Raw genomic sequence first — 21,796 nt, 5'->3', positions numbered from 1 at the left:
CATATTCATATCTGATGTTGGACCGGACGTTTTAGGACGTTGATCCAGGTCAAGATGTGGGAACGTGCCGCAGTAAGGTTCCGGCACGTGGCGGCCGCCCCCCCGGCCATTCCCACACGCTTCGCTACTCTTCGCCTCCTCCTAGCGAATGGACGTAAACTGCGAGTTCCTTGACAGTCGTTTCGCCAAGGCGCCCCAACCAAGCGGGCATCGCTCCATGCTTGGGTGCGCGTACCTGAGCGGCTATTTCAGCTTCGCTGGCGCCATAAAACCAGATTGCGTCCACGAGATTAGGTGCGCCCATATCACGGCCACCTTGACCACCATCGCCGTGACAGGCCGCACAGTTTTCCTCGTAAACGACCTTTCCGGGCTCGACCAATGCCGGATCAGAAGACGTGTTCGAGAGCGACGCAACATAAGCCGCGACCTCTTTAATTTGCTTGTCTTCGAGGACGCCTGCGAATGCCGGCATTTCGGATATGCGCGTATCAGGGTCGCCGTTGAATCGAATGCCGTGCGCGATACTCTGGTAGATGCTTTTGATGTCACCGCCCCAGAGCCAATCGTCATCATTGAGGTTGGGATAGCCCGGTGACCCCTGAGCACCGGAGCCATGACACTGCGAGCAGTTGACTTTAAATGCCGCGGAGCCGGCCGATATTGCAAAGCGCCGCAGCTCGTCATCCGCAAGAATTTCGTTCAGCGACTTCTCTTTTATTGCCGTGCGTCGGCTGGCCTGGGTGGCCGTGGCCTCGTCGAGCTCTGCTCTCAGCTCGGCGCGACTCGAATAACCAAGAACGCCCTTTGTTGCCGACTCGACCATCGGCCACGCGGGCATGGCGATTGTGTATGCGATACCCCAGATGATCGTGGCGTAAAACGTACGGACCCACCAGCGCGGCATCGGGTTGTTGAGTTCCTTGATGCCGTCCCACTCGTGTCCCGTCGTGGAAACGCCCGTTACCTCGTCAATCTCTTCCTTGCTCATCTCAATCGTCCTTAAGAGGAATGCGGGCGGCTTCATCGGCAGCCTTCTTGCTGCCGGGACGGAAGGCGAAAACAACGACGCCAAGGAAGAAAACGGTCAGGAACAACAGGCCCCAGCTGTCCGCGAATTCGCGTAATGAATGGTAATCCATGCGGTCCCTCCTCAGCGGTAACCAGCGGCTTCGTCGTAGGTCGAGAAGTCGACAAGCGTGCCCAGCATCTGCAGGTAAGCGACAAGCGCATCCATTTCGGTCAGCGCTTCCGGATTGCCGTCGAAATCGCCGATCGGAGCTTTAGGATAACGCGCAAGGAGGCCAGAGCTGTCCGCATTGGGGTCTGCTTGTGCCCTCAGATCAGCTTCCGCGTTTTCAATCATTTCGTCCGAGTACGGCACGCCAACACGTTGATTGGCGACCAGTTCAGCCGAGAAGTTTCCCACCTCGAGGGGCGTGTTCATAAGGAAGGAATAACTCGGCATTACAGATTCCGGCACAACCGAACGCGGATCGATCATGTGCTGGACGTGCCACTCGTTGGAGTAGCGCCCGCCCACGCGAGCTAAGTCCGGCCCCGTCCGCTTCGAGCCCCACTGGAAGGGGTGGTCGTACATCGACTCAGCCGCCAAGCTATAGTGGCCGAAGCGCTCGACCTCATCACGAAACGGGCGGATCATCTGCGAGTGACACGTGTAGCAGCCCTCCCGCACATAGATGTTGCGGCCAGCCAGTTCGAGCGGCGAATAGGGCCTCATGCCTTCTACCTTCTCGATGGTGTTCTGGAGGTAGAAGAGCGGCACGATCTCGACGATACCGCCCACCGTGACCACCAAGAACGAGAAGATGAACAACAGGGTCGCGTTGCGTTCGATAATTTTGTGCTTGTCCAACAAGGCCATGGTTCAGGCTCCCTGCTCGGCTGGGCGAAGGGCGGTCGTGCGGCCACCGATCGGCTCCTCTTGTCGTTGATGCCCGCGGATCGTCATGACAATATTGAAGGCCATGATCAGTGCGCCGACGAGGTAGAGCCCACCGCCAATCGTGCGTAGGACGTAGTAGGGATGCATGGCCGCGACCGTCTCGGCGAACGAGTAGACGAGGAAGCCCTGCTCATCATAGGCACGCCACATCAAACCCTGCTGAATGCCTGAAACCCACATCACGGCCGCGTAGATGACGATTCCGATGGTCGCGAGCCAGAAGTGCCACGTGACAAGCTGGAGCGAGTAGAGTCGCTCACGACCCCACAACCTCGGAACCAAGAAGTAGATCGCACCGAAGGAAATCATCCCGACCCAGCCCAGGGCGCCGGAATGCACGTGTCCAATGGTCCAGTCGGTGTAGTGAGACAACGAGTTGACCGACTTGATGGACATTACCGGGCCTTCGAACGTCGACATGCCGTAGAAGGCTAGGGCAAGCACCATGATGCGAATAATCGGGTCGGTGCGGAGTTTGTCCCAGGCGCCGGACAGCGTCATGAGGCCGTTGATCATTCCACCCCATGACGGCATCCACAGAATGACCGAGAAGACCATTCCAAGCGTCTGCGCCCAGTCGGGCAGCGCTGTGTAGTGAAGGTGGTGTGGCCCCGCCCAGATGTAGAGGAAGATCAATGCCCAGAAGTGGATGATCGACAGGCGATACGAATAGATCGGCCGTTCTGCCTGCTTCGGCACGAAATAGTACATCATGCCTAGGAAGCCGGCGGTGAGCAGGAACCCAACCGCGTTGTGACCGTACCACCATTGCGTCAGAGCATCTTGGACGCCTGAGAATAGCGAATAGCTCTTGGAACCGAGGAAGGAGACCGGCACCGCAAGGTTGTTCACCACATGCAACATCGCGATGGTCACGATGAACGAGAGGTAGAACCAGTTCGCGACGTAGATGTGTGGCTCTTTGCGCCGGGTGATCGTGCCAAGGAACACGGCAAGATAAGCGACCCAAACAACGGTCAGCCACAGATCAACGTACCATTCCGGCTCAGCGTATTCGCGGCTCTGGGTGATACCCAGCAGGTATCCGGTCGCTGCCATGACTATGAAGAGTTGGTAGCCCCAGAATACAAACCACGCGAGGTTTCCCCCGAAAAGGCGCGCACGGCATGTTCTTTGGACGACATAAAAGGACGTCGCCATCAGTGCATTGCCACCGAATGCAAAGACCACTGCCGAGGTATGCAGCGGACGTAAGCGGCCGAAGGTAAGCCAGGGCTCGACGTTGAGGTCGGGATAGGCGAGTTGCAGCGCTGCCACGACACCAACAATGAGGCCGACTACGGCCCAGAACATCGTGGCGATAACACCGTACCTCACGGGGCCATCGAGATAGTCCGCATCCGTCGCGACGTGCGCATTGCCAGATGAATCGGAATTGCGAATGAGCAGTATTACGAAGACGAGCAATACGTAGAAAAGGACCCACATGTGGGTCGCAAAGGCGGCATCGTGCGCGAAGACGGCGGCTAAAAGCGCTAGGAACGTCGCGAGACTTACGAACGCAATCTCGGTGCCATATTTCATGGAAGGAGAGCCCCGCTGGTCAGACATCATGGCGGCCGGGCCTCGTGCTTCGGCCGCGACTTCGTTCTCACAAGATTGCGATGAAACAGACTTTGATTTGAATCAAAGGGGAAGATCGGCCGCACCGGCGGAATGACGCATGCCGATGGTTTTGCCGCCAAAGTGCTCTGCGTGGCGATTTAATTCATGGACGCACGCGCACGGGGTAGTCCAGTTCGATGACGAAGACCTGCTCTTCATCGACACGTATTTGTAGCCGTCGCGTATGCACGACAAAGGCAATGATCCCTTCCGCCGATGCAATCTCTACGATGTCTCCTGGCAACAGGTCGGCTTGGGGTACGGTATTGTGCAGTATCGTCAAAATCCCGCAGGTCTCGGCATGTTGGCGCGCGGTGGCTGTCAGTTCAATGCGTGTTTGCATGGATACGTCCGCCTGTCACTGCCACCCGATGTCTGCCTGTATTTCCGCGCCCTATGCGATCGAGGTTCTACTATGACGCTGCGCTACGCGAAAATTTCAATGGTGCTGGCTCTGGCCACGTTCGCCTTCCTGGTGACCTTCAATAATATCACCGACTATGGGTCGAATTTCGTCTTTGTGCAGCATGTCCTCAGCATGGACACGACATTTCCGAACAATTCGTCGATGTACAGATCCATAAGCACTCCGGCCCTCTGGCACGCCGCCTATTGGCTCATCATCGCCGGCGAAGGGATAACGTTCATTCTCCTTCTGCTGGGTGGTATCGCGATGTTTCAAGCACGTGAAGGTAGCGCCGCAGAATTCAACTCTTCGAAGAAATGGGCCATCGCCGGGTGCGCCGCTGGATTCTTCGTTTGGTTTTTCTTCTTCATGGTGATCGGCGGCGAATGGTTCTTGATGTGGCAATCGTCAACCTGGAACGGGCAGGACGCTGCGTTCAGGTTCTACATGACCATTCTGGGCGTTCTGATCTTCGTCAATCAGCCCGAACGTGAGCTCGGCTGAGACAGAGCGATCATCGCGTACCTCTCCGTCAGCATCGTAGACATATTGCCTGCGCACGTGCTAACGATCCTGTATATATGAGTATATAGGATGGGGACATGCAGGGCTTGAAGAAGCTTGTTCTCGGCCTGATTGTTGGCGCCGTGTGCGTTGCGCCGATACCGGTCATGAGCGAAGCACCGAAAGTGGTGACGGTATTTGCCGCTGCCAGTCTCACCAATGCGCTCCAGGCGGCCGCTGACGCCTTTACGGAAAAGACCGGGATACGGACGAAGCTTTCCTTTGCGTCCTCGTCGACCCTGGCAAAGCAGATCGAGGCGGGTGCCGGGGCTCAGCTTTTCCTTTCCGCCGATGAAGGCTGGATGGATTACGTCCAAAAGCGCGACTTGCTTGCTCCGGACACGCGCCGGTCGCTGTTGGGAAATGGGCTTGTCTTGGTCGTTCCTTCGGACAAGCCGTTGGAAATCAGGATCACCGCTGATCAATCGTGGCTGAAGCAGCTGACGAAGGGGCGCATCGCAGTCGGCGATCCCGCCCATGTCCCTGCGGGCAAATACGCAAAGCAAGCGTTAACGCACCTGGGCGTGTGGGAGGCGGCCGCGCGCCGGCTTGCACGCGCGGATAACGTTCGGAATGCGCTCGTTCTCGTCGAGCGAGGAGAGGCTGTTGCCGGCATCGTTTACAGCACGGATGCTGCGATCTCCAAGGGCGTGACGATCGCCGCTCGTTTTCCCGAGACTACGCACAAGCCAATTACCTATCCGATCGCCCTGATGCGCGGCCACGAAACAGGGGCATCCCGGGCGTTCTACGACTTCCTCCAAACTGATGCCGCGCGCTCAATTTTCCTCGGCTATGGCTTTCACTTTGCCGAGCGATCCTATGAGCGGTCTTGAGTGCTAAGCGCGGTTGAAATCGAGGCGTTTTCACTCAGCCTCAGGGTCGCATTGCTTGCGTCGGCTTCGTGTTTGTTGCCTGCTCTCGTCGTAGCATGGGTGCTGTCACGCACGCGCCTCCCCGGCAAATCCGTGCTGAACGTCATTGCTCATGCGCCGCTTGTCCTGCCGCCGGTCGTTATCGGCTATCTCCTGCTCCTCACCTTCGGTGTCAGAGGTCCCGTTGGCGCGTGGCTCAACGACACGTTCGGCATCCGGTTGGTTTTCAGTTCCACGGGCGCTGTGCTGGCGGCCGCTGTCATGGCGTTTCCGTTGATGGTGCGCGCAATCCGTCTGTCGCTTGATGCCGTTGATCAGGGCCTAGAATTCGCGGCGCGATCACTTGGCGCTTCGCCGCTTGACGCGTTCCTGACGATAACTCTGCCGCTGATACTGCCCGGTATTCTTTCCGGCTTGATCATGGCGTTCGCTGCCAGCCTCGGCGAGTTTGGTGCGACGATCACCTTCGCTTCGAATGTCGAAGGGGAGACCCGTACGCTCCCACTCGCTATCTACACGGCCACACAAGTTCCGGATGGAGAGGCAGCCGCTCTCCGGCTCGTCGTGATTGCCATTATCCTTTCGCTGCTGGCCCTTGGTCTTTCCGAAGCAGCCGAGCGTTGGGCGCGGCGGACGGTTTACGGTTCATGATCGACATTCGCCTGCGCAAACGGCTTTCTGACCTGCAGCTCGATGTGACGTTCGCGGCGAAGTCGCGTGGTGTGACGGCAATTTTCGGACGCAGCGGCTCGGGCAAAACCTCCATCGTACAGGCTATCGCCGGCGGCCTCGTCCCCGATGAAGGACGCATCGCTGTCGATGACCGCGTCTTTTTCGATAGCGCAACGCGTATCAACATGCCGATCCATGAACGCCGGGTTGGGTATGTGTTTCAAGACAGCCGGCTGTTCCCGCACCTGTCCGTCCGAAAAAACCTGGACTACGGATTGCGCCGCGCGCGTGGCGCGTCTCGCATTGACTTCGACACGGCGGTCGAACTGCTCGGCATCACGCACCTTCTCTCTCGGCGGCCGCACAACCTATCCGGCGGGGAACGGCAGCGCGTCGCAATCGGACGGGCGCTTCTTGCACAGCCTTCGCTCCTGCTGATGGATGAACCGCTGTCCTCGCTCGATCCTCCGCGGAAATCAGAGCTGCTGCCCTATATCGAAGGGCTCCGCGACGAACTTGGACTGCCCATCCTTTATATTAGCCACGCATTCAACGAAGTCGTCCGGCTGGCCGACAACATCGTGCTGATCGACGGTGGCCGGGTACTTCGCTCCGGTCCGTTGCTCGATGTCGCCTCCGATCCCGAGCTTTCACCGCTGATCGGCCGGTTTGAAGCTGGTTCGGTTATCGAATGTGTCGTCGCACAGCACGATGAGGACCTTGCGCTTTCGACGCTTAGCTTTTCCGGCGGCATGCTGCGCGTGCCCCGCGTCGACCTCGATATCGGCGCACCCGTGCGTGTCCGCATCAGAGCACGCGATGTCGCACTCGCGCTTACGCCTCCGGTTGATATTTCCATCTCGAACAGGTTGCCTGGAAAGTTGATGAGCCTCACCGAACGTGGCGGCCCTTACGTTGAGGCCTCCGTTGACCTCGGTGGCGCGACGCTGCGCGCATTGATCACGCGCGAGTCGGCAACGCGCCTTAAGCTCACGCCCGGACAAGAGCTGTGGGCTCTCGTCAAAACTGTCGCTTTGGATAGCCGTTCGGTCGGCTTCATGCGTCGCGCGCGCTCGTTTTCTTTCCCGTCCGCGTAGCGCCATCGCGCTCGTAAGCGACGTCAGTCGCTGCGACGATCTCTTCAATGGATCCTGCGGCCGCCTTCTTACACCGGCGCTCAGCCGTCCGATATATCGCGATCAGCCGTTCTCCGAATGGGGTCAGTTCAGCGCCCGAGCCCTGGGAGCGCCCGGGGAATGTCGCCACCGCCGGTTCACTAAAGGCCCGATTTACGTCATCGATCAAAAGCCACGCGCGCCGATACGACATATCAAGATCGCGCGCGGCAGCCGAAATCGAACGCCGGCGTTGTACCGCTTCGAGAAGCGCAATCTTACCCGGTCCCAAACGTGAGCCGTTTGGGAGATCAATACGCAGAGAAAGACGCGGGGTGGTCATCGCGGATGAGAGGCTCACTACAACGGTGGATTCGCTGCATCGTAGCATCTCAGGCTGTCGGCGGCACTAAGTGCGCCAGAAAGGGCGAGACGGATCACGTGCTCCGGCTCGCATTCTGCGTCAGGGATATGAGACGGGAGGAAGTTGTTCGATTGCCCTGCGTGCCGTCGGGTCAAGCCCTTCGCCCCCAGCAGCCAAGTGCGCATGAATGCCGGCCCGCATCCGCGGGTCCCAAAACATCCGGATATGGGTGGCCGTTCCGGCTACCGCCTTTTCCTCCCCTTGCACGGCCAGATTTCGCGCGATCTGGTTGGCCATCATGACAAGCTTTTCAGCAGGCTTCATGAAATGCGTTCTCCTTAAGCGTTGAATTCTTTTGTTCCGGACTGTGCCGGAGCCGTTCGCGATGGGTGAAAACCTCGAAACTGTCGTCACGCGCGATCGCGATGAGGGTAATTCCAGCGGCCTCAGCCGTGCGCAGGGCCAGCGCGGTGGGTGCTGATACGGCGACCACAACGGGAGCGCCGAGTTTTGCGGCCTTCTGAATCATTTCCACTGAAACGCGGCTGGTCAGAACGATGACGCCGTTTGAGGCCTCGACGCCGTTGCGAACGCACGCGCCTGCCAGCTTATCGAGAGCGTTATGCCGCCCGACGTCTTCGCGTAGTGCAACCAAGCCGTCGCCCTTCCGCCATAGCCCAGCGGCATGCATCGCTTTGACCTGAGCGTTCAGCACCTGGGCAGGCATCACGGAGTCGATAGCCGCCAGCACGTCTTCCACATTTAGGGCCAAGTCGGACTCGACCTGCTGCACGACGGGCAAAGCGGCGTCGAGACTTTCGACACCACACAAGCCACATCCTGTAGGCCCGAGTAGCGATCTGCGGCGTTCCGCATTGGCGACGCCCGCACGGGGTGCCAGCCAAACGCGCGCTTCTATGCCGTTTTCACGTGGCACGATATCGACTTCAACGACATCGTCGAGGCACGAGATCTTGCCTTCCGTGAAACTAAAGCCAATCGCGAAGTCGTCGATGTCAACGGGGCTCGCCAGCATAACGGCATGGGTGACGCCATCGTAAACCAATGCGATGGGCGTCTCCTCAGGGATCATGCGGCCGATCCGTTCGCACTTCGCCGATGAGACTTTCAACGGCGAAGTGCGTTCGAGAGCCTCGGACATGTCCGCTACTCCGCGGCTTCCACGGCCATGACGCGGCGGCTGCGTTCGGAGAACTCGCGATACTCCTCCTGCGATTGCGTCGGTCCATTGGAGAGCGAGACTTGCACCGCGGTCACCTTGTATTCAGGACAGTTGGTTGCCCAATCCGAATAGTCGGTGGTCACGATGTTGGCCTGTGTGAGGGGATGGTGGAACGTCGTATAGACGACCCCCGGTGCCACGCGATCGGTAATGAGCGCACGCAGCGCCGTTTCACCAGAGCGGCTTCTCACGGTGATCCAATCACCCTCCTTCACGCCGCGCTGTTCAGCATCGTGCGGATGGATTTCCAGGCGATCTTCCTCATGCCACATCACGTTGTCGGTGCGCCGCGTTTGAGCACCCACGTTGTACTGCGACAAGATACGGCCCGTCGTCAGAATGAGCGGGAAGCGTGATCCCGTCTTCTCATCGGTCGGGACGTACTGGGTGAGCATGAACCGGCCCTGTCCGCGGGTGAACGTCTCGGTATGCATGACCGGGAAGCCGCTGGGATGCTCGTCATTGCAGGGCCATTGGATCGAACCGAGTTCTTCGAGCTTCTTGTAGCTCACGCCATTAAAGGTCGGCGTGAGCAGCGCGATCTCGTCCATGATCTGGCTCGGATGCTGGTAATCCCAGTTCAGCCCCATGGCCTTCGCAATAAGCTGTGTGACCTCCCAATCCGCATAGCCGTTCTTGGGCGCCATTACGCGGCGTACAGGCTGAATGCGGCGTTCCGCGTTTGTGAACGTTCCGTCCTTTTCCAGGAAGGTAGACCCAGGCAGGAAGACGTGTGCGTAGTTCGCGGTCTCGTTCAGGAAGAGATCCTGAATGACGACGCATTCCATGGCCCCAAGCCCCGCAGCTACGTGCTGCATGTCGGGGTCGGACTGCAGAATATCTTCGCCCTGGATGTAAATTCCCTTGAAGGTACCTTCCACCGCCGCGTCGAGCATATTGGGAATGCGCAGACCGGGTTCGGGATTGAGCTTTACGCCCCATGTTTTCTCGAACAACGAACGTGTCACTTCGTCCGAGAGGTGGCGATAACCGGGAAGCTCGTGCGGGAAGGAGCCCATATCGCACGAACCCTGCACGTTGTTCTGGCCACGCAGCGGGTTCACGCCGACACCTGGACGGCCGATGTTTCCAGTCGCCATCGCTAGGTTGGCAATCGCCATAACGGTGGTCGACCCCTGGCTGTGTTCGGTCACGCCGAGACCGTAGTAAATCGCGCCGTTGCCGCCGGTGGCGTACAGGCGTGCGGCTGCCCGAACTGCTTCTGGATCAACACCGGTGTACTGTTGCATCCGCTCCGGTGAATTGGCTTCGGCAGAGACGAAATCGGCCCATTCTGTGAATTCGTTCCAGTCGCAGCGCGCACGCACGAACTCTTCGTTCACGAGGTTCTCGGTCACAATCACATGTGCGAGCGACGTCAGCATTGCGACGTTTGTGCCCGGCTTCAACGCCAGGTGTTGCTCCGCTGAAATGTGCGGGCTGCGAACGAGATCGATGCGCCGCGGGTCAACGACAATCAGCTTAGCGCCTTCGCGGAGCCGCTTTTTCAGACGGCTACCGAACACGGGGTGGCCATCGGTCGGGTTCGCACCGATGACCATGACCACGTCAGCATGTTCAACGGAATCGAAGTCCTGCGTACCGGCGGATTCACCGAACGTCGTCTTGAGGCCGTAGCCCGTAGGCGAGTGGCAAACACGCGCGCAGGTGTCGACGTTGTTCACGCCGAAGCCCTGCCGAATGAGCTTCTGAACAAGAAAGACGTCTTCGTTGGTGCAGCGCGAAGACGTGATGCCCCCGACAGCGCCTTTTCCGTACTTTTCCTGAATGCGCTTGAATTCGGAAGCCACGCGTCCGATCGCTTCTTCCCAGGTCGTCTCGCGCCAGGGCTGGTCGATGCTGTCACGGACCATGGGATTGAGAATGCGATCGCGGTGCGTCGTGTAACCGTAAGCGAAGCGGCCCTTAACGCAGGAATGGCCACGGTTCGCTTTGCCGTCCTTGTAGGGGACCATGCGAACGACTTCCTCGCCGCGCATCTCAGCCTTAAACGAGCAGCCTACCCCGCAATAGGCGCATGTCGTCACCGCAGAGTGTTCCGGTTGGCCGATCTCAATAAGGCTCTTTTCCGAGAGCGTTGCCGTCGGACACGCCTGGACGCAGGCGCCGCAGGATACGCATTCGGATGACAGGAAGTCTTCGTCCATGCCCGGCGACACGCGGCTATCAAAGCCCCGGCCGGAGATCGTTAGAGCGAACGTGCCCTGCACTTCCTCACATGCGCGTACGCAACGGTTGCAGACGATGCATTTGGAGGGGTCATACGCGAAATACGGGTTCGATACGTCCTTATCCATGAACAGATCGTTCTTGGAACCACACTGGCTTTCAAAGACATGGTTCGCACCATCGTAGCCATAGCGCACGTCGCGCAGGCCGACGGCGCCGGCCATATCCTGAAGCTCACAGTCGCCATTCGCGGCGCAGGTCAGGCAGTCCAAGGGGTGGTCGGAGATGTAAAGCTCCATCACACCGTTGCGAATCTCTTTGAGCCGCTGTGTCTGTGTCCGCACGACCATGTCGGGAGCGACAGGTGTGGTGCACGATGCAGGCGTGCCATTACGGCCTTCAACCTCAACGAGGCATAGACGGCAAGATCCGAAGCTTTCCAGCATGTCGGTGGCGCACAGTTTGGGGATGGCGGTTCCCATCTCCATAGCGGCGCGCATGATGGACGTTCCCTCCGGAACGGTAACCGACGTTCCATCGATCGTCAGCGTCACCGTTTTTTCAGATTTCGACTCAGGCGTCCCATAGTCGATTTCTTTGATGATCGTCATTGTCATTACTCCGCTGCGGCCGGCAATTTGCGGGCACGGCCAAAATCGTCTGGAAAATGGGTCAGGGCGCTCATAACGGGATATGGCGTGAAGCCGCCGAGCGCGCACAGCGAACCGAATTTCATCGTGTTGCAGAGGTCCGCGACCAGATCGAGGTTCTTATCGCGATCCTGCCCGCCCATGATCTTGTCCATGGTCTCCCGGCCGCGGATCGCGCCGATCCGACACGGTGTGCATTTTCCGCAGCTCTCGATTGCGCAGAAGTCAAAGGCGAACCGGGCCTGCCGCGCCATGTCGACGGTGTGGTCGAACACCACGATGCCGCCATGGCCGATGAGGCCGTCCCGCGCCGTGAAAGCTTCATAATCAAACGGCGTATCAAACAGGTCCTGAGGGAAGTACGCGCCCAGCGGCCCACCGACCTGAACGGCCTTGATGGGACGGCCTGAAGCGGTGCCACCGCCGACGTCTTCGACGAGCTCGCCCAGCGTGATACCGAACGCAACCTCGAACAATCCGCCCTGCTTGATGTTTCCGGCAAGCTGGATGGGCATCGTTCCGCGCGAACGCCCCATCCCGAAGTCCGCATAGGCCTGCGCACCCTCGGCAAGAATGAAAGGTACGGCCGCCAAGGATAGTACGTTGTTGATGATGGTCGGCTTGCCAAACAAGCCTTCGTGCGCCGGAAGCGGGGGCTTGGCACGCACAAGACCACGCTTGCCCTCTAAGCTTTCCAGAAGGGAGGTTTCCTCACCGCACACGTAGGCGCCCGCGCCGAGGCGTACTTCGAGTTCGAAAGCGTGGGACGAGCCACAAACAGTCTGGCCGAGGTAACCCGCTGCCTTTGCCGCGTCGATCGCTTCGTTCAGCGCTGTCGCTGCGTGGGGGTACTCAGAGCGCAGATAGATATAGCCGCGGGTCGCCCCAACGGCGATACCGGCGATCGTCATGCCTTCGATGAGGACGAAGGGATCGCCTTCCATGATCATGCGATCCGCAAAGGTTCCGCTATCGCCCTCGTCAGCATTGCAGACGATGTACTTCTGATCAGCCCTGGCATCGTGGACCGTTTGCCACTTGATGCCCGTTGGGAACCCCGCGCCGCCGCGCCCTCGCAAGCCTGATTTCTTGACCTCGTCGATAATGCCTGAGGGCTCCAACGCAAGCGCCTTTGCGAGTCCTTCATATCCGCCATGTGCTTTATAGTCTGCGAGCGAGACAGGATCCGTGATCCCGCAGCGCGCAAACGTCAGCCGTGTCTGACGCTTAAAGAAGGGAATCTCCTCCGTCAGACCCAGCGCTTTCGACGTCTTGATGCCTGCGGCTGCCGCGCCCTGGCTGAGTTCTGCGACAAGGCCATCAACGTCGGCCGGGGCGATTGGACCAAACGCGTAACGCTTGCCCTGATCTTCTATCTCGACGAGCGGCTCCAACCACAACATGCCGCGCGAACCATTGCGCACAATCTCGACGTCTATTTTCGCCTGCTCAGCCAGCAATGCGAAACGCTTCGCAACGTCATCAGCTCCACAGGCGACGGCCGCGGCATCGCGCGGAATAAAAATCCGTTTTGTCATGCGCCGGCCTCGCCGAGAATTGCTTCGAGTTTTTCGACATCGAGACGGCCAATCAAACGGCCATCGAACATGGCGGACGGCGCCGTTGCGCAAAGCCCCAGACAATAGACGGCTTCCAGCGTGACGCGGCCATCGGGGGTGGTCTCACCGCACGCAACGCCGATGCGGTCTTCCGCCTTTTTCACGAGCGATTCGCAGCCCATCGCTTGACAGGCCTCAGCCCGGCACACCTTGAGAACGTAGTGACCCGCCGGCGCATCGCGGAAATCATGATAAAATGTGACACATCCGTGCACTTCAGCGCGCGATAGGTTCAGCGCTTGGGCTATGACCGGAACAGCAGCCTCGGGCACACAACCGAAGGTCTCTTGGACTTCGTGCAGGATTGGGAGAAGTGGGCCTTCTCGGTGCGCGTGACGGGAGACGATTGCGAGCGTCTCGCTTTCGTTCCAGGCATCGTGACGGGGCATTCTTTTATCTCCAGAATTTGCGTTGTCCGACCTTGTTTGGGATGGTTCTAAGTTTCAATAGAGCTGTTCCGTTGTGCGATTGCACATGCTTATCGTTCCATTTTTCCATGCTTATACTGTGCGTTACGATTTCTTATGCTGCGTCGCAACAATCCACAGCGTCAAGCCGGATGCAGCTCGTCCGCACGCGCGAAGACACGCTCGGCGACTCTAAGAAACTTGCTGACGTTGGGGGTGTGGGTCTCGCGGTTCGGCAGAATCAAGCCGATCGAGTGTGTGATCGTCGGTTCAACGATCGGGATTGCCCGCAAGCGGCCCGGACGGGCCATTTCTTCAGCAAAACATACAGGAATGATGCTGGCCCATTCCCCCGTCCTCACGTGGGCGTACAAGATTAGCATCGAATTGGATTCGAGCGTGCACGTGGGATTCGCACCGGCATCGCGGAGATGGCGTTCAATCAAGCGGCGATTCTGCATGTCGGAAGACAACTGGCAGAGCGGCAGGCTGCCAGCCTCAAGCCAACCTACCGAGTCGCGATCTGCGAAAGGACCGTCAGGAGCAGTGAGCAGCGCATAGCGCTCCTCGTAAAGGTGCATTCCTTTGAAACGCCCCAGGGGCTCGGAATCCAAATATGAAATGCCCACATCAATTTCGAGATTATCGAGCGTCGCCAAAATCTCAACGGACGCCATCGAGGTAATTCTCAGGCGGACGTCACGGCAGCGCTCGCGAAATGGCAGCGTCAACCTCGTCATGATCGGCAAGGCTGTCGGGATGACCCCAACGCGCAGCTCGCCGGACAAGTTGCGCCGCAGCGCTTCGATCTCCTGGCGCATCGCCCGAGCGTCGCCGGACAATTGACGCGCCCAGGTTAGAATTCGCTGCCCCTCCGGCGTGAAGCCCTGAAAGCGTGATCCGCGCTCGACGAGGAGCACTCCAAACTGATCTTCAAGACTTTTGACGGCGGACGAGAGCGTCGGCTGAGTCACGCCGGCGGACTGCGCAGCCCTACCAAAATGCCGCTCGCGGGCGAGATGCAGCAATAATTCGAGTTTTTCGATCATGCGACCTAGAGGGGGCGGCCGTAGCTGCCCTGGCATCCGTGTGGTGCTGAGCCGTTATCCGGGTTCCGTTGAACCGATCTGCAGCGGCGGCTTCAGCCTATGGAGCAACCATAGCTCAACCTCAGCGGTCGTGCAAAATTTACTCTGTCTATGTGTGAATTACATTTTCATGAGTCTGTTTTGAAATTTATGCATACGATATTTCGGCCGCCAGCTGGCCCTGACATGGCGAATTCTCATGCTTTTTCGCACCTTATGGTTGTGCCTTTGATTTGAGGTCGTCTTCGGATCGCCCCCTGGTGGGGCGCCGTGTCAGCCGGTCCAGTCCTCGAAGTGATCTTCGCGCGTGACGGGCACGCGTGTCTTCGGCTGGCGCATTGCTGTTCCAATTGAGAGGAAGCCGATTAGCCGTTCTGAGGGCTTTTTGCAGAAGGCCTGCTGAAGTGTCGGCGTATCGATTTTGCGCCCGCTGGTCATCATGGCGCCGTACCCCATCGCGTGACAGGCGAGAAGCATATTGGCTGCCGCAGCTCCCAAAGAGATGTACTGCTCATGGACCGGCACCTTGGGATGGTTCTCTGTAATGTCGACCAAAAGTGCGATGAGTGTAGGCGCGTTAAAGGCGCGCGCGCGTTCTGCTTCAACCTCGGCCTCTGTGGCCTCGGGCTGATAGAGTCGCTTTTCTTCCGCAAAAAGATTCGCAAGATGCGCACGCCGCTCGTCGGGCACTCGCAGAAAACGCCACGGACGGAGTGGGCCATGGTCGGGAGCAGTCAAGCCTGCCGCGATGATGAGTTCGAGTTCGTCTTGCGACGGTCCGGGTGCACCCAGCCGTTTCGGCGCTACTGATCGACGAGAAAAAAGAGTCTCGAAGAACGCCTCACGCGCTGTCCCCGTCAACGGCTCACCGTTGATCAACGCACTTAGTTCGGCATTGTCGTCATTGACGGGCTTTTGCGCTTTGGCTGCCATGTGTTCTCAGTTGTTATCAGCCCGGACAGAGCTATCTCTGCCAAAAAGCGAAAATCAGCTCTCGCTTCCCGCCCGGATGATAACGGCTGTCATCCGACTGACAAGAATGTTCTCCGAGGCTCAGCTCAGTCATACTTTCTCTCTTGCCGACTTCCTCCGAGTTCTTTAGCAGCCAGCCGATGATTATCCGTCCTTACACGCATGCTGACAGCGACGCCGTATGGTGCATCATTGAACCTGTGTTGCGCGCTGGTGAGACTTACGCCTTGCCCGCCGACTGGACCCAAGATGAAGCCCTGGCCTATTGGCTCCAGCCCGGACACGACGTGTTTATTGCGGAGGACGAAGACCAGATTCTTGGGACTTACTATCTCCACGCGAACCAAATGGGTGGGGGTGCGCACGTCGCCAACTGTGCGTTCATGGTCGATAGTCATACTACCGGACGCGGTGTCGCTGGAGCCATGTGCGCGCATGCGTTGCGACACGCTGAGGCTCTCGGCTTTCGGGCCATGCAGTTTAACTTTGTGGTGAGCACCAATACGCGTGCGGTCGCTCTGTGGCTGCGTCACGGCTTCGAGATCGTCGGAACTCTTCCCGCCGCCTTCCACCACCCGACGCTTGGCTTTGTCGACACCTACGTCATGTATCAAACGTTGTAGAGATCAAGGTTGGTCCAGAGACCGGTCCCTTCCTGTCAGGGGTAACTGTCGAGAACGCCTGCAAGCGCCTCATCCAGTTCCCGATACCTCGGCAAAGCGAGAAGAAAAATGGTCTCCAACGCGTGCCGCATCTCGCTCACTGTTTCCAAGAAATGCCGCTCCGGCTCTTGACCGAACCGGTGCAGGGTCAGGCGGTTATTGGCGAGAGCATAGCGCACGCCACGAATCGGCCGAGATGCGATCAAACGGCGTCTGAACGGAGACGCTGGATGCGTTGAGACATAGTAATTGGAGACCTCGTAGTCGGGCGGATAGTGTCCCTGAAGATCAAACCGATAGATTGATCTCCACTCTCGACCGTCCCATAGCTCCAGAATCCAGTCACCTTCAGCTTCCGTCAGTCGGAACGGTTCGTTTGGAGTGGATTGCTCGATATCGGCCTCAAGCCGCAACGGCGCTGTCGGTGTATTGCCGCCGAAACCGACGTCCACAATGTACGGCGTCTCTTGGATTTCGACGAACAGCAACATGTGGCTTCTTTCGACGACAGTGCCAGGCGGCTGGTTCCATAGGACCCGCGCCGCGAGCCCGCGGACCTTGTATCCCAATGCTTTGAGCACACTTGCAAGGAGCGTATTCTGCTCGAAGCAGTATCCGCCGCGTCTTCCATGAACGAGTTTGGATTGGAGCGCGCTGATATTCAGGAAGACCTGACGGCCGAGAAATGAATCGAGATTCTCGAACGCGATAGCTGCAGTGTGTTTGGCCTGCAGTGTTCTCAGCGTCTCGAGGGAGGGCGTGTCCGGCCCGGAATAATTGATGCGCTTAAAGTACGCGCCGAGATCCAAATTCGCTTCCATTACATGCGTGCTCCCGATCTATTGAACAATCCGGAGCCCCTCTATAAAACCTCAAGCATACTTGAGGTAAAGCAAAAAATGCCAAGCAAAACAAACTCTGGTCTCGCCAAAGATCTCTCCGTGGGAGAGGTCGCCGACCGTAGCGGTCTCGCGGTGTCTACTCTCCACTTTTATGAGTCGAAGGGGCTGATCACGAGCTGGCGTACGACGGGCAATCAGCGCCGCTATTCTCGCGATGTCCTACGCCGCGTCGCCATCATCAAGGTGGCGCAACGCACCGGCGTCCCGTTGGCTGCCATTTCCGAGGCGTTAAAAGTCCTGCCTGCGGACCGATCGCCTACAGCTCAAGACTGGCGGAAGTTATCCGCGCGGTGGAAAGAGGAGCTTGATGACCGCATTTCAAAACTGACCCAGCTCCGTGACGACTTGAACGGCTGCATCGGTTGCGGCTGCCTGTCATTAAAGCAGTGCCCGTTACGTAATCCCGACGACGAAGCCCATCTCCACGGTCCCGGCGCACGGGCCTTCGATTGAACGGTGACGACCTCACGCGTTCCCGGGGGTGACGGTTGTGTCGCGCGCACGCTCATTCGTTGAGCGGAAATCCCGGGTGAACAGCGCTCCGATGCTGCATAATTTGCATCTTTATCTATGATTTATTGCATTGCGTCGTCCAAACCGTAGAATACTTAAAAATGCAGCATGCAGGGGGATACGGCGGTGGCTGAACGAGGGTATGGGAAATGCGGATGCGCATTCAAGGTTGCGGTGCTGAGTGCCGTCTTCGCGGGATGGACCACGGCCGTGACTTCCGCTGAAGATATCAATCTCTACGCGGCGGGGAGCCTGAAGGCCGCGCTGACGGATGTCGCGAAAGCTTTCGAGCAAAAGTCCGGCGGACAGCAGAGCGTTAAAACGACGTTCGGCCCTTCCGGTTTGCTGCGGGGGCGCATCGAAAAGGGCGAGCCCGCGCACGTCTTTGCATCGGCGAATATGGCTCATCCCAAAAAGCTCGCCGAAGCCGGAAAGATATCCGGCTCTGTGAAGATGTTCGCCCGCAACCAGCTTTGTGCTCTCGTGAAGCCCGGTCTCGCAGTCACCTCGGAGACCCTTCTGGACACGATGCTTGACGAAAAGGTTCGTGTCGGGACTTCCACACCGAAAGCGGACCCGTCAGGGGACTATGCTTTTGCGCTGTTTGCCAAGGCCGAGCCTCTTAAGGCAGGTGCTCAGGCCAAGCTTGAAAGCAAGGCCTTGAAGCTGACCGGTGGACCCGACTCCGCCAAACCACCAGAAGGTCGGCACCTCTATGCGTGGGTTATGTCTGAAGACAGAGCCGACTTGTTTCTGACCTACTGCACGAATGCAGTGCTGGCTAAGAAAGACACGCCCTCGCTCGTCATTGTCGATATCCCGAACGCGTTGGCTGTCGGTGCTGATTATGGTCTTGCTGTAATGGCTTCAGCGCCCGCGGAGGCTGATGCTCTTGCCAACTTCATTCTCGGCCCGGACGCGCAAGCGATCCTCGCAGAGTATGGATTTGGCAAGGGAGATGATGTGCGTCCAGCCGGCAAGTAGCGCCGCGCGTGCGGTTTGCTTTAACGCACGGCGCGGCTACTCTCCCCCGTGCATTCCAACTAGCAGGTCGCTCGTGTCGATATACCGCCAGCTCAAGGTTTGTTTTCTCGCTCTGGCTTGGCTGTCAGGCTCAAGCGCTTTGGCGCGCGAGCTTGTCGATTCCGGTGGGCGCCCCATCAATGTGCCGGAGCAGATCACCAAGGTCTTCGCGGCGGGGCCCCCGGCTTCGATTTTACTCTATGTCCTAGCTCCGGAGAAAATGACCGGCTGGCCAAACCCGTTGCGTCCGGCCGAGGCTCCTTATGTTGCAGAGCCTTTTCGCGACCTTCCCGCACTCGGGCGCCTTACGGGCAGAGGCGGCACGGCCAATCTCGAAGTCGTTTTGCGCGTAAAGCCCGATCTCATTCTTGATTTCGGCTCGGTGCGGGACACCTACATCTCGCTTGCCAACGCAGTACAGTCGCAGACGGGCATCCCGTATGCCCTGATCGATGGACGGTTTGCTGCGACTCCCGCATCCTTGCGGTTGCTCGGCAAAATCCTCGCCGTTGAGGAGCGCGCCGAAACACTCGCCAGTTATGTTGAGAAAACTTTCAACGAGATTGATTCTGTAATCGCATCCATACTCGAGAGCGATCGTCCCCGCGTCTATCTAGCCCGTGGCCCGGATGGACTTGAGACGGGCGTCAAAGGATCAATCAATACTGAAATCATCGAACGTGCGGGCGGGCGGAACGTTGCCGACGCGCCCGGTCAGCGCGGCATCGTGCGCGCGTCCATCGAACAGGTAATCGTCGCCAACCCCGACACCATCATCACCTGGGACCCGATCTTTTACGAGAATGTCTACAAAGATCCGTTGTGGTCGGGGATAGAAGCCGTCGAGCGTCGGCGAGTCTACCTCAGTCCCGTGGCACCGTTCGGGTGGATTGACCGGCCACCGTCAATCAATCGGGTCATCGGCCTGAAATGGCTTGCGGGTCTTTTCTATCCTGACAAACTCGGCGGCGATCTCAACGCCATGACGCGTGAGTTTTATAAGCTATTCTACCACGTGGATCTGAGCGATGCCGAATTGGAGACGCTGATCGAATGGTCGAAGGGACAAGCACCCTCGAACGCCGGCGCACGCTGAGCGAGCATCCCACCGCCATCTTGTTCGGATTGACGGGCTTGCTCGTCGTCCTGATCGCCGTGGCGGCATCCACAGGTGCTTATCCCATCAGCTTTGGTGAGATGCTCGCCGCCATATGGCGTTGGCTCACCGGACAAGATCCTATCGGAACCACGGACACCGTTCTATTTGAAATCCGGCTGCCGCGGGTCTTTGCGGGTGTTCTCGCGGGTGCGGCTCTCGCCGCGGCCGGTGCTGCCTATCAAGGTCTCTTTCGGAATCCGCTCGTTTCGCCGGACATCCTCGGCGTCTCATCGGGCGCCGGGCTCGGTGCCGTCATCGGTATTTTCTTCTCGTTGCCGATATGGGCCATTCAATTTTCGGCGTTTGCAATGGGGCTGGCCACTGTTGGCGTGGTCTATCTCATTGCCAGCATGGTGCGGGGGCGTGAGCCGATCCTGGTGCTCGTGCTGGCCGGGGTTGTTGTGGGTTCCCTTACGGGTGCGGCGATCTCGCTTTTAAAGATCCTCGCCGATCCCTACGATCAGTTGCCGGCCATTGTCTTCTGGCTGCTCGGCAGCTTGTCCAGCATCCGCAATGCCGACGTTATCAACGCCGCGCCGCTCGTTCTCATCGCGCTCATTCCTCTCATCCTGCTGCGCTGGCGCATCAACGTCCTTTCGCTCGGAGATGAAGAGGCCAAGGCCCTCGGCGTTGATTCAAGCAAACTCAGGCTCGTTGTGATTTTTGCCGCGACGCTCATGACCGCGAGTGTCGTTGCCATCTCTGGCGTTATCGGTTGGGTCGGTCTCGTCATTCCACATCTCGCCCGCATGCTCGTGGGCCCGAACTTCGAACGCCTGTTGCCTGCTTCCATGCTGATGGGCGGCGGTTATTTGCTCTTGGTCGATACGGTGGCGCGGTCCCTCACGGTTACGGAGATCCCGCTCGGCATTCTGACGGCGATTATTGGTGCGCCGTTCTTCCTTTGGTTGCTTGCGCGCGGCCGGGACGGATGGTCATGAACCAAGCAGCTCCCCTTCGCACACCCATCATCGTCACGCGCGAGCTCGGCACTGGATATCCGGGCTACGCTGTCGGCCGAGACATCTCTTTGGGCATTGCTCCCGGTGAGGTCCTTTGCCTGCTAGGCCCTAACGGCTGTGGCAAGACAACATTGTTCAAGACAATGCTGGGATTGCTACCGGCACAAGCCGGCGAGGTGCTGATCGACGGGCAACCAATCATCTCTCTCGCTCGTGCCGACATCGCACGTCGGGTTGCCTACGTACCGCAGGCGCATGCCGCTCAATTCCCTTATCGGGTCATCGATATGGTGGTGATGGGGCGCACGGCCCACCTCGGTCTCTTCGCCGCGCCGTCTCCCGCAGATCGCAGCAAGGCCCATGAAGCTTTGGGCGCGCTTGGCATCGATGAACTTTCCGAAGTGGAATACACACGCATCAGCGGTGGGCAGCGGCAGCTCGCTTTAATCGCGCGGGCCCTGGCGCAAGATGCTCCGGCGATCGTCATGGATGAACCGACGGCGAGCTTGGATTTCGGCAATCAGGTTACCGTGCTGTCGGAAATCAAACGTCTCAAAGGCCTTGGCCTTGCCATCGTGCTTTCCACCCATGATCCCGATCATGCCTTCAGCGTCGCGGACACCGTCGCGTTGATGCATAACGGACGCCTCATGTCACAAGGACCGCCTGCGGCAGTGCTTACACCGCAGGCATTGCAAACCGTCTACGGGGTCAACGTGTCCCTTGTCGACCTGGATGGCGGACGCACCCTTTGTGCGCCCGATTACGAAACGGGCCGCCTGCGCTAACACGCTTTGCCAGGGCTTCTTATCGGAAAG

The 21,796-nt window shown here is 58.7% G+C and carries 24 protein-coding genes; 10 read left to right on the top strand and 14 right to left on the bottom strand.

Translation table 11 applies throughout. The features are described from left to right. Window positions 1-124: 124 nt before the first annotated feature. The 5 genes from ccoP to BLS30_RS11980 all read right to left on the bottom strand — a co-directional run bounded on the left by ccoP (window position 125) and on the right by BLS30_RS11980 (window position 3,935). Window positions 125-991, bottom strand: a complete 867-nt coding sequence (ccoP, locus tag BLS30_RS12000; RefSeq protein ID WP_090229041.1) for a cytochrome-c oxidase, cbb3-type subunit III — start codon at window positions 989-991, stop codon at window positions 125-127. 1 nt (window position 992) lies between these two features. Then, window positions 993-1,142 (bottom strand): CcoQ/FixQ family Cbb3-type cytochrome c oxidase assembly chaperone, encoded by a 150-nt coding sequence (locus tag BLS30_RS11995; protein WP_046478989.1) that lies wholly within the window; start codon window positions 1,140-1,142, stop codon window positions 993-995. Window positions 1,143-1,153: 11 nt separating this feature from the next. After that, a complete protein-coding gene (gene ccoO / locus BLS30_RS11990; protein WP_090229038.1) occupies window positions 1,154-1,885 on the bottom strand; it encodes a cytochrome-c oxidase, cbb3-type subunit II in 732 nt (243 codons plus the stop codon). A 3-nt stretch (window positions 1,886-1,888) separates the two neighbouring features. Continuing rightward, a complete protein-coding gene (ccoN, locus tag BLS30_RS11985; RefSeq protein ID WP_046480608.1) occupies window positions 1,889-3,511 on the bottom strand; it encodes a cytochrome-c oxidase, cbb3-type subunit I in 1,623 nt (540 codons plus the stop codon). A 184-nt stretch (window positions 3,512-3,695) separates the two neighbouring features. After that, window positions 3,696-3,935, bottom strand: coding sequence for a hypothetical protein (locus tag BLS30_RS11980; protein ID WP_090229035.1), 240 nt, complete (start codon window positions 3,933-3,935; stop codon window positions 3,696-3,698). 72 nt (window positions 3,936-4,007) lie between these two features. Between BLS30_RS11980 and BLS30_RS11975 the strand changes: the two genes are divergently transcribed. From BLS30_RS11975 to modC, 4 genes are all read left to right on the top strand, one after another. Continuing rightward, on the top strand, window positions 4,008-4,502 hold the full coding sequence (locus tag BLS30_RS11975) for a DUF2165 family protein (RefSeq protein ID WP_090229033.1): 495 nt from the start codon (window positions 4,008-4,010) through the stop codon (window positions 4,500-4,502). A 98-nt stretch (window positions 4,503-4,600) separates the two neighbouring features. Then, window positions 4,601-5,398 carry a molybdate ABC transporter substrate-binding protein gene (modA, locus tag BLS30_RS11970; RefSeq protein WP_046478998.1) on the top strand — a complete coding sequence of 266 codons (798 nt, stop codon included), beginning with the start codon at window positions 4,601-4,603 and terminating at the stop codon, window positions 5,396-5,398. Continuing rightward, complete coding sequence (gene modB / locus BLS30_RS11965; protein ID WP_090229030.1) at window positions 5,399-6,088, top strand: molybdate ABC transporter permease subunit; 690 nt, start codon at window positions 5,399-5,401, stop codon at window positions 6,086-6,088. Continuing rightward, entirely contained in the window at window positions 6,085-7,206 is a 1,122-nt protein-coding gene (gene modC / locus BLS30_RS11960; RefSeq protein ID WP_090229027.1) for a molybdenum ABC transporter ATP-binding protein, read from the top strand. The genes modB and modC overlap by 4 nt, the downstream gene beginning before the upstream one ends. On the opposite strand, the gene BLS30_RS11955 is transcribed toward modC, so the two are convergent. The 8 genes from BLS30_RS11955 to BLS30_RS11920 form a co-directional block, all read right to left on the bottom strand. After that, entirely contained in the window at window positions 7,166-7,567 is a 402-nt protein-coding gene (locus BLS30_RS11955; protein ID WP_046479002.1) for a winged helix-turn-helix domain-containing protein, read from the bottom strand. The two genes, modC and BLS30_RS11955, sit on opposite strands and share 41 nt — an antisense overlap. A gap of 120 nt (window positions 7,568-7,687) precedes the next feature. Continuing rightward, on the bottom strand, window positions 7,688-7,912 hold the full coding sequence (locus BLS30_RS11950) for a formate dehydrogenase subunit delta (RefSeq protein ID WP_046479003.1): 225 nt from the start codon (window positions 7,910-7,912) through the stop codon (window positions 7,688-7,690). Beyond that, window positions 7,899-8,750, bottom strand: a complete 852-nt coding sequence (gene fdhD / locus BLS30_RS11945) for a formate dehydrogenase accessory sulfurtransferase FdhD (protein WP_090229022.1) — start codon at window positions 8,748-8,750, stop codon at window positions 7,899-7,901. Before fdhD ends, BLS30_RS11950 begins: the two co-directional genes overlap by 14 nt. 5 nt (window positions 8,751-8,755) lie before the next feature. Then, entirely contained in the window at window positions 8,756-11,632 is a 2,877-nt protein-coding gene (gene fdhF, locus BLS30_RS11940; RefSeq protein ID WP_046480609.1) for a formate dehydrogenase subunit alpha, read from the bottom strand. A 5-nt stretch (window positions 11,633-11,637) separates the two neighbouring features. Further along, window positions 11,638-13,209: a formate dehydrogenase beta subunit gene (locus tag BLS30_RS11935; protein ID WP_090229019.1), complete on the bottom strand. Its 1,572-nt coding sequence runs from the start codon at window positions 13,207-13,209 to the stop codon at window positions 11,638-11,640. Continuing rightward, a complete protein-coding gene (locus tag BLS30_RS11930) occupies window positions 13,206-13,679 on the bottom strand; it encodes a formate dehydrogenase subunit gamma (protein ID WP_046479006.1) in 474 nt (157 codons plus the stop codon). The genes BLS30_RS11935 and BLS30_RS11930 overlap by 4 nt, the downstream gene beginning before the upstream one ends. Before the next feature lie 161 nt (window positions 13,680-13,840). Then, a complete protein-coding gene (locus BLS30_RS11925) occupies window positions 13,841-14,746 on the bottom strand; it encodes a LysR family transcriptional regulator (RefSeq protein ID WP_046479007.1) in 906 nt (301 codons plus the stop codon). 312 nt (window positions 14,747-15,058) lie between these two features. After that, entirely contained in the window at window positions 15,059-15,718 is a 660-nt protein-coding gene (locus BLS30_RS11920) for a nitroreductase family protein (protein WP_090229016.1), read from the bottom strand. 179 nt (window positions 15,719-15,897) lie between these two features. Here BLS30_RS11920 and BLS30_RS11915 point away from each other — a divergent pair, with 179 nt between their 5' ends. Then, window positions 15,898-16,380 carry a GNAT family N-acetyltransferase gene (locus BLS30_RS11915; RefSeq protein WP_046479008.1) on the top strand — a complete coding sequence of 161 codons (483 nt, stop codon included), beginning with the start codon at window positions 15,898-15,900 and terminating at the stop codon, window positions 16,378-16,380. A 35-nt stretch (window positions 16,381-16,415) separates the two neighbouring features. On the opposite strand, the gene BLS30_RS11910 is transcribed toward BLS30_RS11915, so the two are convergent. Next, complete coding sequence (locus BLS30_RS11910; protein WP_090229013.1) at window positions 16,416-17,240, bottom strand: arylamine N-acetyltransferase family protein; 825 nt, start codon at window positions 17,238-17,240, stop codon at window positions 16,416-16,418. Between the two features lie 78 nt (window positions 17,241-17,318). Between BLS30_RS11910 and soxR the strand changes: the two genes are divergently transcribed. The 5 genes from soxR (at window position 17,319) to BLS30_RS11885 (ending at window position 21,766) form a co-directional block, all read left to right on the top strand. Further along, complete coding sequence (gene soxR, locus BLS30_RS11905; protein WP_090229442.1) at window positions 17,319-17,774, top strand: redox-sensitive transcriptional activator SoxR; 456 nt, start codon at window positions 17,319-17,321, stop codon at window positions 17,772-17,774. 186 nt (window positions 17,775-17,960) lie between these two features. After that, the gene (locus BLS30_RS11900) at window positions 17,961-18,818 is read left to right on the top strand and encodes a molybdate ABC transporter substrate-binding protein (RefSeq protein ID WP_197540861.1); all 858 of its coding nucleotides are present in this window, start codon (window positions 17,961-17,963) and stop codon (window positions 18,816-18,818) included. 73 nt (window positions 18,819-18,891) lie between these two features. Next, the gene (locus tag BLS30_RS11895) at window positions 18,892-19,953 is read left to right on the top strand and encodes an iron ABC transporter substrate-binding protein (RefSeq protein ID WP_046479010.1); all 1,062 of its coding nucleotides are present in this window, start codon (window positions 18,892-18,894) and stop codon (window positions 19,951-19,953) included. Next, window positions 19,911-20,957 (top strand): FecCD family ABC transporter permease, encoded by a 1,047-nt coding sequence (locus BLS30_RS11890; RefSeq protein ID WP_090229010.1) that lies wholly within the window; start codon window positions 19,911-19,913, stop codon window positions 20,955-20,957. The genes BLS30_RS11895 and BLS30_RS11890 overlap by 43 nt, the downstream gene beginning before the upstream one ends. Next, on the top strand, window positions 20,954-21,766 hold the full coding sequence (locus BLS30_RS11885; RefSeq protein ID WP_090229439.1) for an ABC transporter ATP-binding protein: 813 nt from the start codon (window positions 20,954-20,956) through the stop codon (window positions 21,764-21,766). Before BLS30_RS11890 ends, BLS30_RS11885 begins: the two co-directional genes overlap by 4 nt. Window positions 21,767-21,796 lie beyond the last annotated feature (30 nt).

This window comes from Filomicrobium insigne (genome assembly GCF_900104305.1).
Lineage (GTDB): Bacteria > Pseudomonadota > Alphaproteobacteria > Rhizobiales > Hyphomicrobiaceae > Filomicrobium > Filomicrobium insigne.
Note: the sequence above shows the minus strand (reverse complement) of the source record. Positions and strands in the feature narration are given on the sequence as shown.